General features: G+C 73.6%; 13 protein-coding genes. 7 read left to right on the forward strand and 6 right to left on the reverse strand.

All coding sequences use genetic code 11. The annotated features are described in order from the left end of the window. The first annotated feature begins 87 nt into the window (after positions 1-87). Positions 88-1,617 carry an AbgT family transporter gene (locus ACIOGX_RS15525; RefSeq protein WP_240045457.1) on the forward strand — a complete coding sequence of 510 codons (1,530 nt, stop codon included), beginning with the start codon at positions 88-90 and terminating at the stop codon, positions 1,615-1,617. 110 nt (positions 1,618-1,727) lie between these two features. On the opposite strand, the gene ACIOGX_RS15530 is transcribed toward ACIOGX_RS15525, so the two are convergent. The 5 genes from ACIOGX_RS15530 to ACIOGX_RS15550 all read right to left on the reverse strand — a co-directional run bounded on the left by ACIOGX_RS15530 (position 1,728) and on the right by ACIOGX_RS15550 (position 5,906). Continuing rightward, positions 1,728-1,928: a hypothetical protein gene (locus tag ACIOGX_RS15530; RefSeq protein ID WP_356510531.1), complete on the reverse strand. Its 201-nt coding sequence runs from the start codon at positions 1,926-1,928 to the stop codon at positions 1,728-1,730. A gap of 368 nt (positions 1,929-2,296) precedes the next feature. After that, positions 2,297-2,539 carry a hypothetical protein gene (locus tag ACIOGX_RS15535; protein ID WP_356510071.1) on the reverse strand — a complete coding sequence of 81 codons (243 nt, stop codon included), beginning with the start codon at positions 2,537-2,539 and terminating at the stop codon, positions 2,297-2,299. A gap of 96 nt (positions 2,540-2,635) precedes the next feature. Beyond that, a complete protein-coding gene (locus ACIOGX_RS15540) occupies positions 2,636-3,019 on the reverse strand; it encodes a hypothetical protein (RefSeq protein WP_356510073.1) in 384 nt (127 codons plus the stop codon). 91 nt (positions 3,020-3,110) lie between these two features. Next, the gene (locus ACIOGX_RS15545) at positions 3,111-5,399 is read right to left on the reverse strand and encodes a phage holin family protein (protein WP_401913529.1); all 2,289 of its coding nucleotides are present in this window, start codon (positions 5,397-5,399) and stop codon (positions 3,111-3,113) included. Positions 5,400-5,501: 102 nt separating this feature from the next. Continuing rightward, positions 5,502-5,906, reverse strand: a complete 405-nt coding sequence (locus ACIOGX_RS15550; RefSeq protein ID WP_401913532.1) for a hypothetical protein — start codon at positions 5,904-5,906, stop codon at positions 5,502-5,504. 204 nt (positions 5,907-6,110) lie between these two features. On the opposite strand from ACIOGX_RS15550, the gene ACIOGX_RS15555 reads away from it, so the two are divergent. Then, complete coding sequence (locus ACIOGX_RS15555; RefSeq protein ID WP_356510078.1) at positions 6,111-6,902, forward strand: MBL fold metallo-hydrolase; 792 nt, start codon at positions 6,111-6,113, stop codon at positions 6,900-6,902. After that, the gene (locus ACIOGX_RS15560; RefSeq protein ID WP_356510080.1) at positions 6,899-7,570 is read left to right on the forward strand and encodes a VTT domain-containing protein; all 672 of its coding nucleotides are present in this window, start codon (positions 6,899-6,901) and stop codon (positions 7,568-7,570) included. Before ACIOGX_RS15555 ends, ACIOGX_RS15560 begins: the two co-directional genes overlap by 4 nt. A gap of 107 nt (positions 7,571-7,677) precedes the next feature. Here the strand turns inward: ACIOGX_RS15560 and ACIOGX_RS15565 are convergent, their stop codons facing one another. Continuing rightward, positions 7,678-8,895: an aminotransferase class I/II-fold pyridoxal phosphate-dependent enzyme gene (locus ACIOGX_RS15565; protein ID WP_356510082.1), complete on the reverse strand. Its 1,218-nt coding sequence runs from the start codon at positions 8,893-8,895 to the stop codon at positions 7,678-7,680. A gap of 171 nt (positions 8,896-9,066) precedes the next feature. Between ACIOGX_RS15565 and ACIOGX_RS15570 the strand changes: the two genes are divergently transcribed. The 4 genes from ACIOGX_RS15570 to ACIOGX_RS15585 all read left to right on the forward strand — a co-directional run bounded on the left by ACIOGX_RS15570 (position 9,067) and on the right by ACIOGX_RS15585 (position 13,092). Next, entirely contained in the window at positions 9,067-10,584 is a 1,518-nt protein-coding gene (locus ACIOGX_RS15570) for a bifunctional phosphatase PAP2/diacylglycerol kinase family protein (protein ID WP_401913537.1), read from the forward strand. A 155-nt stretch (positions 10,585-10,739) separates the two neighbouring features. Continuing rightward, positions 10,740-11,279 (forward strand): GNAT family N-acetyltransferase, encoded by a 540-nt coding sequence (locus ACIOGX_RS15575; protein ID WP_401766561.1) that lies wholly within the window; start codon positions 10,740-10,742, stop codon positions 11,277-11,279. 27 nt (positions 11,280-11,306) lie between these two features. Then, positions 11,307-12,131 carry a VOC family protein gene (locus ACIOGX_RS15580; RefSeq protein ID WP_383970612.1) on the forward strand — a complete coding sequence of 275 codons (825 nt, stop codon included), beginning with the start codon at positions 11,307-11,309 and terminating at the stop codon, positions 12,129-12,131. Between the two features lie 151 nt (positions 12,132-12,282). After that, positions 12,283-13,092 (forward strand): methyltransferase domain-containing protein, encoded by an 810-nt coding sequence (locus tag ACIOGX_RS15585; RefSeq protein WP_401766559.1) that lies wholly within the window; start codon positions 12,283-12,285, stop codon positions 13,090-13,092. Positions 13,093-13,136: the final 44 nt, after the last annotated feature.

Below are 13,136 nucleotides of genomic sequence, written 5' to 3' on the forward strand. Positions count from 1 at the left end.
TCGCCACCCGCACCACCCGGCAGACCCTCCCCACCGCCCGACGGACCGTCCAAGGGAGCCGACGGACCCGGGTCCGCACCTCCCGCCGTGACCGACGACGGGACCCGGCTCCCGCGTATCGTCCGCGCGATGGCCGTCATCGAGCGGGCGGGCAACGCGCTGCCGCACCCGTTCTGGCTGTTCTGGATCCTCTCCGCACTGCTCGCGGTGATCAGCGCGATTCTGGCCGCCGCCGACGTCTCCGTCGTCTCCCCGAGCGACCACAAGACCGTCACGGTGCAGAACCTGCTCAGCGGTGACGGGCTGGCCATGGCCGTCTCGACGATGATCGAGAACTTCGCCACCTTCCCGCCGATGGCCACCATCGTGGTGGTGATCATGGGCGTCGCCGTGGCCGAGCGCACCGGCTTCCTCGCGGCGCTGATGCGGGTCGGCGTCTCGCGGGTACCGGCCTCGTGGGTGGTGTTCGCCGTCGCCTTCGCCGGCACCGTCTCCCATGTCGCCTCGGCCGCCGCGTACATCATCCTCGTACCCCTGGGCGGGCTGGCCTTCCGGGCCGTGGGGCGCTCCCCCATCCTCGGCATCGTCGTCGCGTACACCTCCATCGCCTCGGGGTACGACGCGAGCCCGATCCCCACGCCCAACGACGCCATCTTCGCGGGGATCACCACGGCCGCGGCGCGGATCGTGGGCGGCGACGACGCGTATGTGTCGCCGCTGAGCAACTGGTTCTTCAATATCGCCTCGTCGCTGCTGCTGGCCCTCGTCATCACGCTGGTGACGAAGTTCGTCCTGAGCAAGCGGCCCGATCTCGACGCGGACCCCGACGCCGATCTGGAGGACCTCGGCACACTCACCCTCAGCGCGCGGGAACGCTCGGCGCTGCGCGCGGCCGTACTCGCCCTGCTGGCGGCGCTCGTGGTGCTCGTCGTGGTCATGGTGCCCGAGTCGTCACCGCTGCGCGGTGAGGGCGGCAGCATCGTGGAGTCGCCGTTCCTGGACGGCATCGCGGCGGTCGTCGCGCTGGTCTTCGGGCTGGTGGGCATCGTCTACGGGTACCGCTCGGGCTCGGTGACCTCGGCCGGTGACATACCGAAGCTGATGGGCCGCGGCATCATGCAGATGGCGCCGGTGCTGGTGCTGTTCTTCGCGATCGCCCAGTTCCTCGCGTACTTCGACTGGACCCATATCGGTGATGTGCTCGCGGTCAGGGCGGCGGAGGCGCTGGAGCAGAGCGGGATGCCGATCGTCCTGGTGTTCCTGCTGATCCTCCTCCTGCTGACGCTGGTCAATGTCATGGTCACCAGCGGTTCGGCGATGTGGGCGATGTGCGCGCCCGTTCTGGTGCCGATGCTGATGCTGGTGAGCGTGCCCGCCGAGACGACCCAGGCGCTGTTCCGGATCGCCGACTCGGGATCGACCGCGATCACGCCGATGAGCCCGTACTTCGTGATGGCGCTGGGCTTCCTCCAGCGCTACCGCAAGAGTGCGGGGATCGGCACGCTGGCCTCGTACACGCTGCCGCTGGCCCTGGCCATGACGGTCGCGTGGACCGCGCTGTTCCTCGTGTGGTGGGCGGTGGGCATTCCGCTCGGCCCGGGGGCTCCGGTGCGCTGAGCCCGCGTGTGACGGGAGGGGAGGGCCCCGGGGCGGCCCTCCCCTCTCCGCGTCTCAACGTCCTTGCTGTGGTGGGTGGTTGCGCTGCGGCCCGACGGTTGTGCCGGGGGTCAGTTCCAGGCGTAACCGTCACCGAACAGCAGCGTGTGCTCCAGCACATCCTCCATCGGATCGTCGATCTGGCCGGTGTGGATCAGCGCGAACGTCGATCCGTTGTGGGAGTCGTGGTGCGTCTCGTCCGCGCTCGCCGCGCCGGCCGGCAGCCCTGTCACCGCCGCCGTCGCCGCGATGCCGACCGCCCACCGGGAAATGGTCCTCGTCGTGCCGTTCACCGTTGGCTCCTCACCCTCGTGTCCCTCGGACAGCGGCACTGTCCATCCCGTTCATCTGTTTGGCGGACCAAAAGGTCACGCGGATCATCGGAGAATTTCCCGCCCGCTCGCCCAGGACCCCGCGCCCGGGGCGGCCCCCGGCATCCCGAAGCCGCTGCCGTCCGGGGCGTTCACCATCCGGGGCGCCAACGCCGAGACCAACTGCGCGGCGGCGCCGTGGACTTCGGCCACTCCGTTCGACGCCGTGGTACGTCACCGGGTGACCGTGGTCCGGCCGGGAGCGCCGGACGGCCGGCCGCGCGCACGCGGCCGGCCGTCCTCAACAGCGCCCGCGGGCGCGGGGGATGTTACTTGACGGTGCCGCGCTCACCTCGTTCCTGGCCCTTCGCGTGGCGGTCGACGGAGCGTCGGTCCAGGGAGCGCCGCTCGGCGAGGCGCCGGTCGGCGGCGGCGATGGGTTCGGAGTCCCACCCGGGGTCGTCCGCGCCGCCGCCCGGACTCGGGGCCCGGCGACGGAGGTTCGACGCGTCGGAGCGTGCGGCCTCGGCGCGGATCATGGCGTTGAGCGCGGCGAAGGGGTCGATGGGCATGGCTGTGTCCTCACGGTGAGAAGGTGCTGGAACATGCGACTGCTGTGGCCCGAAAGGCACTTCAATGCCGGGCGGGGCACTGAAGGGCGGGGCCTGTCAGCAGCGCAGCACCTCACAGCGCGGCGTGACCGGCGCGCGCGGCGGCCAGACCGGAGCGCACCGTCCGGCGTACGGCACCGGTACCCGCTCGCCGAACAGTCCTGTCCGGGTCAGGGGCTGTTGGGGCTCCCTGCCCGTCCGCTCGGTCCTGGCCGGGGCGGACTGCTCGGACTCGGCGGTGTCCTGGTGTCCCTCGCCCGCCGGATCACGGGAACCGGACGCGGGCGGCAGGGACTCGGGGTCCCGCATCGCCGCCGAGGACGGCGCGATCGACATGCCCAGGAAGGCGATCAGCACCAGCAGCGCCACCAGGGCGGCCGGGCGCGCGGCGGCGACGCGGACAGCCGCGGCGCGGGTGGGAACGGACGTGGCACGCTTCATGGGCACGACCTCCTGGACAACGCACCTCTGCCCAGAAACACACCCGCGCCGTCCTGCTACCGGCGGAAACCGCTCACACGGGGTACCCGCCCTACGCCGAGTCCTTCTCCTCCTCGGCGGTTCGTGCTTCGTCGGAGCGTGCATTCGCCACGGGAACGGACACCGTTCCCAGCGGCACCTGCGGTCCGCTGCCCTCCCGCAGCCACCGTCTGAGCACCTGATGCACCCGCTCGGCGCCCACGAGTTCGCCGTTGTCGGGGACCGGCGCGGAGAGCGCCAGCGGTGACAGCAGGAAGGCGCTCGACTGCTCGCCGCCGAGTCCGCCGTGCGAGCCGATCTGTTCCTCGAAGGCGTGCACGCGGCCCGTCGCCGGGTCGTACATCGAGTTGACCATGATGTCCGCGACATGCGGGAAGGAGTCCGTGCGCCGTACGGCGTCGGCCGCGCCGGGTCCCATACCGGCGAGCGGACCGCTGTCGTCGAGCGCGTCGACCGGCACCTCGGCCCCGCCGGGGCCGAGCACCACCGAGCCGTGTTCCTCGCTCCGCACCAGCAGGAAGCCGATCCCCGGATGGCTCGCGAGGGTCCGCAGCAGCGCGGGATGGCGCCGGTCGATCCGCTCGCGGCTCATCCGCTCCGGCACATCGGGGAAGGAGATCAGGCCGAGATTCCCGGACGCGAGGACGACCGGGTCGGAGCCGTGCGCGGGCCGCTCGCCCGCGCCCTCGGGCTCGGGCCTGTGCAGCGCGCCGAGGACGGCGTGCCGGGCCGCCTCGCGGGCCTCCGCGCCGCTCCTCGTCCGCTCGGCCCTGCGGGACACGGGCAGTCCGCAGCCGGCCCTGACCAGGTCCTTGAGGGTGAGTCCGTAGGCGCTCTCGAAGGTCTCGCCGGGGCTCTGGCCGTGGTCGGAGAGCAGCACGATCCGGTACGTACGGGGCGCGTGCTCGGCGGCCCTGGCGATCAGTCCGACCGAGCGGTCGAGCCGGGCGAGGACCCGCTCGGCGTCCCGGCTGTGCGGTCCCGAGTGGTGGGCCACCTCGTCGTACGCGACGAGGTCGGCGTAGACGGCGGTGCGTCCCGCCAGCATGTCGCCGATCACGGCCGCGACCACCACGTCGCGCTCGACGACGGTCGCGAAGGCCCGGATGAACGGGTAGAGCCCGCCCCTGCCGACGCGTGGCCGGTCGCCGCGTATCCGCGCCCGGGTCGATTCGCCGATCTCGCGGCCGACGTCGGCGACGAACGAGACCACCGTACGGACGGCGTTGGCCGGATCGGAGAAGTAGGCGAAGTAGCCGGCGCGGGAGCGGTTGGCCCTGCCGCGCCGCGCGGCGATCGACAGCACCAGCGCGAGCTGGTCGGCGCCGCCGCTGAAGAGGTTGCCGCGGCTGGCGCCGTCGAGGGTGAGCAGGCCCCCGTCGTTGGTGCGGGCGATGGCGCGGCGCTGGAGTTCGGCGGCGCTGGAGGGCCGGTTGCTGACCATGATCCGGCCGGTGTCCTTCTCGTACCAGCGGAAGGCGGGGACGTCGTGGTTGGAGCCGTGCAGGATGCCGAGCTGGCTCGCGCCCGTCTGGCTGGACCAGTCGGTGCGCCAGGGCGTGAGCCGGTGGGTCGGCCGCGGGCCGCCCGCCACGCTGTCCGCCGGGCCCCCGCTGTCCGCACGGCCCGCGCCGTCGGCAGGGCCCGCGCTCTCCGCGAGGGCCGCGCCGTCCGTCAAGCCTCCCGGCGAGACGTGCGCGGGGTCGTCGGCCGTGCCGTACCCGCCGTCCGGATCCGGTGGGCGCACGCCCAGCCAGCCGGCGACATGCGGCATCACCCCGGCGGTGACCGCGTCGAGCAGCACCTGGTGCCCGACCCCGTCGAGTTGCAGGAACACCGTGCCGGGCGGTCCGCCGTGCCCGCCGCCCTCGCCGCTCCTGCGCCGCCGCCGGTCCGCGAGACGGAAGAGCCGGCGCCGGTACGCGTCGTCGTCACCGACCGCGAGCCCCGTCGAGGTCGCGGAGGCGACGGCGGACATCACGGCCGCGACCACCACGGCGGTCTCCGGATTGGCCGCCCCGCGCCCGTCGGGGATGAGCCAGAGCGCGATCAGCAGCAGCGAGCCGTTCAGGAAGAACACCAGCAGACCGAGGACCAGCGCGGGAACGAGCAGCAGCGCGCGGACGAGCAGGGGCCAGACCAGCGCGCTGAGGATGCCGAACGCGCCCGCGCCCCAGGCCGCGGTGACCGCGGTCCTGGTGATGCTGTCCTGGTTGTCCGACTGAAGCTTGAAGTCCGGCAGGATCCCCGCCAGCACCAGCATCGTCAGCGTGGAAACCGCCCATACGATGATCACCCGCAGCAGGGCTCCGCCCGTCGTACGCCACCGCCCCTTGAACACGTCGCTCCGTCACCTCACGTCCGGCCCGTACACAGTCACAGGCTCGGCCCAGCCTCGCACAGAGCGCGGCGGTCTCCCCCCGGGCCGCGGGGCCCGCGCGGGTCAGCAGCCGTCGTACCCGGCCGTGGGCATCGAGAGCCTGCGGTGCACGTCGGCCTTCATGGCCGCGTCGTACAGCGGTTCGTCCAGTCCGACGGTCTCCAGCGGTACGCCTCTGCGCGTGCACTCCGCCGAGAAGGCGGACGCCGAACGGAACGCCCGTTCGAGAACGCGCTCGTTCGCCGCGACGAAGAGATCCACCTGCCCCGCCTCGACATCCGACCACAGCGCGCAGTGGTCGGGGCGCATCCCGTAGAGCAGCAGCTGCCGCGTGACGAGATACCCCTTGTCCTCGGCCCAGCGCGCGCACATCGTGTGCTGGCCGCGGGTGTCCACGAGGAAGGGATCGCTGTCCAGCTCCTCCAGCGGTGTCAGGCTGGCGATCACGGCCACTCGTACCTCACGCATGCCTGCCCCCCGCTCCCCCGGCACTCGCCTCCGTCCGCAGACCCTACTCGGCGCACGCCTCCGCGAGGCAGGCGCGTGCCCGGCGGTCAACGGCGCGCGACCAGCGCATCCCGCTCCGCCCCCGCGGGTATCCGCCGTACGCTGAGTGCGGAGAGGGTCCCGGGGCGGGAGCGCGGTCCACGGGCGGACGGAGCTGAGGTCGGGTTGGGAACTGTCATCACGTGGTGGGGCCATGCCACCTGCACGGTCGAGGACTCCGGGGTACGTGTGCTGACGGACCCGGTCTTCGTCCGCCGGCTGGCCCATCTGCGCCGCCGGCGCGGTCAGGTACCACCGCCCCAGGCGTCCGTCGCCGATGCCGTGCTCGTTTCGCATCTGCACTCCGACCACCTCCATCTGCGCTCGCTGACCAGGCTCGCGCCCGGCACCCGGCTGATCGTGCCGCGCGGCGCCGAGCGGTCGGTGCCGGGGCTGCGCAGGCTGGACGCCCGCAGAAACCCGTCGGGCCTGCGGATCACCGAGGTCGAGCCGGGCGACGAGGTCGAGATCGGGGCGGTGCGGGTACGGGCCGTGCCCGCGCGCCACGACGGACGGCGGCTGCCGGTCGGACCGCACCGCTCCCCCGCCCTGGGCTTTGTGATCAGCGGCGCGTCACGGACGTACTTCGCCGGGGACACCGGCCTCTTCGACGGGATGGCGGACGCCGTGGGCCCGGTCGATGTGGCGCTGCTGCCGGTGGGCGGCTGGGGACCGCATCTGGGGCCGGAGCACCTGGACGCCGGGCGCGCGGCACAGGCGCTGGCCGAGCTGGCGCCGAGCGCGGCGGTACCGGTGCATTTCGGCACGTACTGGCCGATCGGTCTGGACGGGGTCCGCCCCCACGAGTTCTACGCGCCGGGCGACGAGTTCGTACGGCACGCGGCACGGCTCGCGCCGAAGGTCAGCGTCCATCTGCTGCGGCACGGCGAGAGTGTGCGGCCGGAGGCGGGCCTGTGATCGACCGGCTCCTGACGCAGCTCTCGGAGCTGCCCCCCGAGTCGACGCAGCAGGCCGTCGGCTATCCGTCCGTCTTCCTGCTGGTGGCGCTGGGCGCGCTGGTGCCGGTGGTGCCGACGGGGGCGGTGGTGAGTTCGGCGGCGGTGGTGGCCTTCCACCAGACCGCGCCGCTCTCCATGCTCTATGTCTTCCTGGTGGCGTCGTTCGCGGCCTTCCTCGGTGACATATCCCTCTACTGGCTGGGGCGGCGCGGTGTCGGCTCCAAGAACGGGTCCCGCTGGCTGGCGGCGATACGCAGGCACGCCCCGCCCGACCGGCTCGAACAGGCGCAGACGAAGCTGCGCGAGCACGGGGTGACGGTGCTGGTGCTCTCCCGGCTGGTGCCCGCCGGGCGGATTCCGGTGATGCTGGCCTGTCTGCTGGGGGACTGGCCACTGCGCCGCTTCGCCCGGGGCGATGTGCCCGCCTGTCTGGCCTGGGCGGCGACGTACCAGCTGATCGGGGTGCTCGGCGGCTCGCTCTTCGCGGAGCCCTGGGAGGGGGTGCTCGCCGCGGTGGCGCTGACGCTGGTGCTCAGCGGCGCCCCCGCGCTCTGGCGCCGACTGCGGCGGCCGGGCGGCGAGAGTCCGGGCTCGGAGAGTGCGGGCTCGGAGGGCCGCCCGACCTAGCCGAGTACGTCCGGACTCGGAGGGCCGCCCGACCTGGGCAAGTGCGTCCGGACTCGGAGGGCCGCCCGACCTGGGCAAGTAGGCCCGGCCCACAGGCCCGTTCCGGCTCATCGCAGTTCGTCGAAGACCGCTCCGAAATGGCCGAGCGCCCGCGCGACATGCGGCAGTTCCAGCGGCGCCGTCGCGGTGAGGGACTTCAGCCGCTGCTCCGGGGTCGCCCCGAGCAGCGGCCCGGTCGGCAGACGTACGCGCAGCGCGCCCAGTTCGTCCCCGAACCGGTGGCCGCCCGGTACGGGCACCTCCAGGCGCCGGCTCAGATGGTTCTCCAGCTCCATGGAGTCGGTGACGCCCAGCCGGGCCAGTTGTGCGCGCAGCGGCCCGAGGTCGGCGTAGAGATGGCGGCCTGCCGCCGGTACGACCGCGAGGGCGCCGGAGGCGAGGACCACGTGGTGGGCGGCGGCGGCCAGACACCCGTGCAGCGCGGCGGTGGCCCGCGCCCTGGCCGTGACGGCGTCCGGCTCGTCGAGCGCGTGGGCGGCGGCAGCGGCGACGGGTCCCGCGACCATCGCTCCGAGCGCGGTGAGGATGTCGAGCGTCCTGGCCCGCAGCGCGGTTCCGGCGTCGGTGGCCGGATAGCGGGCGACGGCCATCGGCCAGGCCGCCGGGAGCAGCGCGCCCGCCAGGTCGGAGAGGACGACGACCTCGTCGGGCCACATCTCGGCCGGGCTGAGCAGCACCGTCTCGTGCGGCCGGTGCACGGTGTCGCGCCATGTCTCGTCGCTGACGATGTGCAGCCCTTCGGCGACCGCGGCCTCGCAGGCCTCGCGGACCAGTTCCGGCGGGGCGACCGCGGCGGTCGGGTCGTCGGCGACGGAGAGCAGCAGCACCCGCGGCCGGCCGCCCTCGGCCCGGATCCGCCGTACCGTCTCCAGCAGGGCGAACGGATCGGGCACGCCGCCCGCGTCCGCCGGGGCGGGCACCTGGTAGGCGGGCCTGCCGAGCAGCCGGGCCTGCGGGGTCCAGGAGGCGGGGCACGGCCGGGGCATCAGGACGTCCCCGTCGTACGCGGCGAGCAGCGCGAACAGCAGCGGCTGCGCGCCGGGCGCGGCGGCCACGTCGTCGGGACCGGTGTGCAGGCCGCGCCGCGACCAGTAGCCGGCCGCAGCCTCGCGCAGGACCGCGTTCCCGCCGGGCGGCTGCGGTGAGGTGTGTCCGGCCGCCCCCGCGCACTCGCCGACCAGCTCGGGCAGCGCGGGCAGCCCGGCGTCGGGGGCGGCCGGGCCGAACCGTACGGGGCCCCGGCCCTCGGGAATCGTCCGCCGCATGCCGTCACCTCCCGCGGTCGCCGCTCGCCCGGGTATCTCGTTTTGACCCTTTATACGGAGGTTTGGCACGCATCGCCCCCCGGCTTCCCTCCGGCACGCGTTCCGGGGTCCAATCGCCCGGTCCCCCGGACGGTCTGCTTGGGGTGACCGCTCGCGGGGTACCCGCGTTCCATGTCAGACACCACTGCCACCTCCGCTCGTTACGGTCAGCCGGCCCCGGGCGCCCGCGCCCGGATCACGGCACTGCTCGACAGCTGGGACGAGCGGGCCTTCCGCTCCGTCGCCGACCGGCACTGGCCGGGCGCGGGGCCGGTGCTGCCCCGGCTGAGCCGGTCCGCCAACCACGGACTGCTCTGGTTCGGCGCCGCCGCGGGCATCGCCGTGCTGGGGCGCGGGGCCCGCTCGCGCCGGGCCGCCCTGCGGGGCGTGGTGTCGCTGGGGCTCGCCTCGGCCGCCATCAACACCGTCGGCAAGCGCGCGGTACGCCGGCAGCGCCCCCTGCTGGACGCCGTACCGGTGATACGGCGGCTGAAGCACCAGCCGTTCACGACGTCCTTCCCGTCCGGGCACGCGGCCTCGGCCGCCGCCTTCGCGACCGGGGTCGCGCTGGAGTCGAAGGGCTGGGGCGCCGTCGTGGCGCCGGTGGCCGCCGCCGTGGCCCTTTCCCGGGTCTATACGGGGGTGCACTATCCGAGCGATGTCCTGGCGGGCGCCGCGCTCGGGGTGGGGGCCGCCTACGCGGTACGCGGGATCGTACCGACCCGTTCCCAACTGCCCTCACCGGGACGGCCGTACGCCGAGGCCCCCGCGCTGCCCGACGGCCACGGGCTGGTGGTCGTGGTCAACCTGGCCTCCGGCTCCTCGGACACCGCCACGCTGGTACGGGACGCGCTGCCGGCCGCGGAGGTCGTGGAGTGCGCGCCGGAGGATGTGGAGACCGAGCTGGCGAAGGCGGCGGACCGCTGCGTGGCCCTCGGTGTCCTCGGCGGTGACGGTACGGTCAACCGGGCGGCGTCGATCGCCGCGCGGCACCGTCTGCCGCTGGCCGTCTTCCCCGGCGGCACCCTCAACCACTTCGCGTACGACCTGGGCATCGAGAGCGTCCAGGACACCTGCCGGGCGCTGGCGGCGGGTGACGCCGTCCGGGTCGACCTGGGGCGCTTCACTCCCGGGCCGGACGGGGCGGCGACGGGGTACTTCCTCAACACCTTCAGTCTGGGTGTCTATCCGGAGCTGGTACGGGTGCGCGAGCACTGGGCGCCGCGTATCGGCGGCTGGCCCGCCGGGATCCTGGCCGCGGCGAAGGTGCTGCGCGGCGGACACCAGCTGGAGGCCGAGTTCGAGGGCCGGCACCGGGCGCTGTGGCTGCTGTTCGCGGGGAACGGCATCTACCAGCCGATGGGTCCGACGCCGGGCCACCGGCTCGATCTGGCCGACGGCCTGCTGGACGTACGGATCGTGCACGGGGGCCGGGCCCCGGGGCCGCGGCTGATCGCCGCCGCGCTCGCCGGGCCGCTGAGCCGTTCGCCCGTGCACGCGGCGGAGCGGATGCGACGGGTACGGATCGCCCGGATCGCGCCGGGTACGCCGCTCGCGTTCGACGGTGAAGTGGCCGAGGCCCCCCGGGAATTGATCCTGGACAAGGCGGAGGAGGCGCTGACGGTCTACCGGCCGAAGGCGCTGCTCTAGGGCGTGTGAGTCCGGCCGATTCCCCGGGCACCGAACCACGCGCTGAACCGGGCGTTGAACCAGACGCCGGTCCCGGCGCGGGTCCCGGCGTCGCCGCGGGCCGTGTCCTGGAATCCCGGTGGACGGCCGGGATCCGCACGGCCGAGGATCACGCCATGGACTCGCGCTACTTCCTGGAGACCCCGCGGCTGCGGCTGCGTTCCCTCACCGAGGACGACCTCGACCGGGTGGTCGCCCTCGACAACGACCCCGGCGTACGGCGGTTCATCGACGGCGGCCGGCCGGTGTCCCGCGACACCGTACGGACCGAGACACTGCCGCGACTGCTCGGCCGGGGCTTCTGGGCCGCCGAGGAGAGCGCCACGGGCGCGTGGCTGGGGTGGTTCTGTCTGGCGCCGGAGAGCGAACCGGGCTGGCGGGTCGTCGAGCTGGGGTACCGGCTGCGCCGGGCGGCCTGGGGCCGGGGGTACGCCACCGAGGGGGCCCGTGCCCTGGTGCGCGCGGCGTTCACCGGCCTCGGCACGGAGCGGGTGACCGCGCAGACCATGACGGTCAACACGGGCTCGCGGCGCGTACTGGAGAAGGCGGGTCTGATGTACGTCCGTACCTTCTTCGAGGAGTGGCCCGAGACGATCGAGGGGTCGGAACAGGGCGATGTGGCCTATGCGCTCACCCGGGAGCAGTGGAAAGGTTAGGCTCGCCTAACCGACCTGGGAGGCATCTTGCGCGTACAACCCGCCACGGAATCGCCGGAGTTCGAGCAGTCCGGATCCGAGCTGCCCGGCTTCGGCCAACCGGGCTCCGAGCAACCGGAGTTCGACCATCTGGTGCACTGCGTACCGGACGTCGAGTCCGCCGTACGCGGCTACACCGAAGCCGGACTGCCCGCCCACGCCAACCCGGAGTATCTGGGGTACCGCAATGGCGCGTGGCGGCTGGACAGCCGGTACATCGAGCTGTCGAGCGTCGTCAACCGCCTGGTCTTCCTCGACTCGCCCTACGGCAGGGCCATGAGGGGCTGGCAGCCGCGGGCCGACGAACTCGTCGCGCGGGGCGGCGGCGCGCTCGTCTTCTGCGTCCATGTCACCGACGCGGGTGCCACGGCGGAACGGCTGCGCGCACGCGGGCACGGGGTGGAGCTGCTGACCTTCGCCCGCGAGGGCTCCCCCGTCTCGTTCCGCGAGGCGATACTGACGGACGGCCCGCCCTGGGCACCGTTCTTCGTCACCTACGAGCCCGACCGGCAGACGATTCTGGCCAAGTACAGCGCGGGCCGGGTCAACCGGGGCCCGCACGACCTCGCCGGGATCCTCGTCGAGACCCCCGATCCGCGCGCCTCGGCGCGCTGGCTGGGCGAGCTGCTCGGCATCCCGCCCGGGGCGTCGCCCACGGTGGTGCCGCTGCCCTTCGGCCAGGTGCACTTCACCGAGGGGCCCGCCGACGCGATCACCGCCCTGCTGCTCTCCGGGGGCGACCCGCCGACGACGGTGATCGAGGGACTCGCGGTGCGGCCGGTGGAATCGGTCACCGGACCCCCGCGGACCTGATCCACACCCACCGGACGCGTCCACATAACAAGACACAGGTCTCATCATGCGACATGGCGGCGTACCGTGGCCGGACCACGTCACGAACCGGGTCACGTCACGAGCCGGGTCACGTCACGCACCGGGCCACGTCGCGAGAGGGAGTCCCGCCATGCCGAAGGAGACCGCGGTCTACACCCACGGGCACCACGAGTCGGTGCTGCGTTCGCACCGCTGGCGCACCGCCGCCAACTCCGCCGCGTACCTCCTCGCCGAACTGCGGCCGGGCCAGGACCTGCTGGATGTCGGCTGCGGGCCCGGGACCATCACCGCCGACCTGGCCGCGCTCGTCGCCCCGGGCACGGTCACGGCCGTCGACGCCGCCGAGGACGTCCTCGACAAGGCGCGGGAGGCGGCGACCGCCGCCGGTGCGGACAACGTCCGCTTCGCGGTCGCCGATGTCCACGCACTGGACTTCCCCGACGACTCCTTCGACATCGTGCACGCGCATCAGGTCCTCCAGCATGTGGGCGATCCGGTGCGGGCGCTGAGCGAGCTGCGCCGGGTGTGCCGGCCCGGCGGGATCGTGGCGGCGCGTGACGCGGACTACGGCTCGTTCACCTGGTTCCCCGACGTACCGGCACTGGACGGCTGGCAGGAGCTGTACCGGCGGGTGGCGCGCGCCAACGGCGGGGAGCCCGACGCCGGCCGGCGGCTGCTGTCCTGGGCGCGGCGCGCCGGCTTCACCGACATCACCTCGACCGCCGGCACCTGGTGCTTCGCCGGCCCCGACGAGCGCGCCTGGTGGAGCGGTCTGTGGGCGGACCGTACGACCGCGTCGGGCTACGCGGGCCTGGCGGTCGGCGGCGGGCATACGACACCGGAGCGGCTGGACGAGATCGCCGGGGCGTGGCGGGAGTGGGGCGGCGCCGAGGACGGCTGGTTCATGGTCCCGCACGGGGAGATCCTCTGCCGCGTATGAACCGGGCTCACACCCGGTCCCGGCCGCCCGAATCGATCACACGT

Origin of the sequence: Streptomyces sp. NPDC088147 (genome assembly GCF_044741565.1) — a bacterium.
Lineage (GTDB): Bacteria > Actinomycetota > Actinomycetes > Streptomycetales > Streptomycetaceae > Streptomyces.

Excerpts from the sequence above, each read along its gene's own strand:
- ACIOGX_RS15550 (WP_401913532.1), bottom strand. The coding sequence starts at position 5,906 with ATGCGTGAGGTACGAGTGGCCGTGATCGCCAGCCTGACACCGCTGGAG.
- ACIOGX_RS15535 (WP_356510071.1), bottom strand. The coding sequence starts at position 2,539 with ATGCCCATCGACCCCTTCGCCGCGCTCAACGCCATGATCCGCGCCGAG.
- ACIOGX_RS15570 (WP_401913537.1), top strand. The coding sequence starts at position 9,067 with ATGTCAGACACCACTGCCACCTCCGCTCGTTACGGTCAGCCGGCCCCG.
- ACIOGX_RS15565 (WP_356510082.1), bottom strand. The coding sequence starts at position 8,895 with ATGCGGCGGACGATTCCCGAGGGCCGGGGCCCCGTACGGTTCGGCCCG.
- ACIOGX_RS15575 (WP_401766561.1), top strand. The coding sequence starts at position 10,740 with ATGGACTCGCGCTACTTCCTGGAGACCCCGCGGCTGCGGCTGCGTTCC.
- ACIOGX_RS15585 (WP_401766559.1), top strand. The coding sequence starts at position 12,283 with ATGCCGAAGGAGACCGCGGTCTACACCCACGGGCACCACGAGTCGGTG.
- ACIOGX_RS15540 (WP_356510073.1), bottom strand. The coding sequence starts at position 3,019 with ATGAAGCGTGCCACGTCCGTTCCCACCCGCGCCGCGGCTGTCCGCGTC.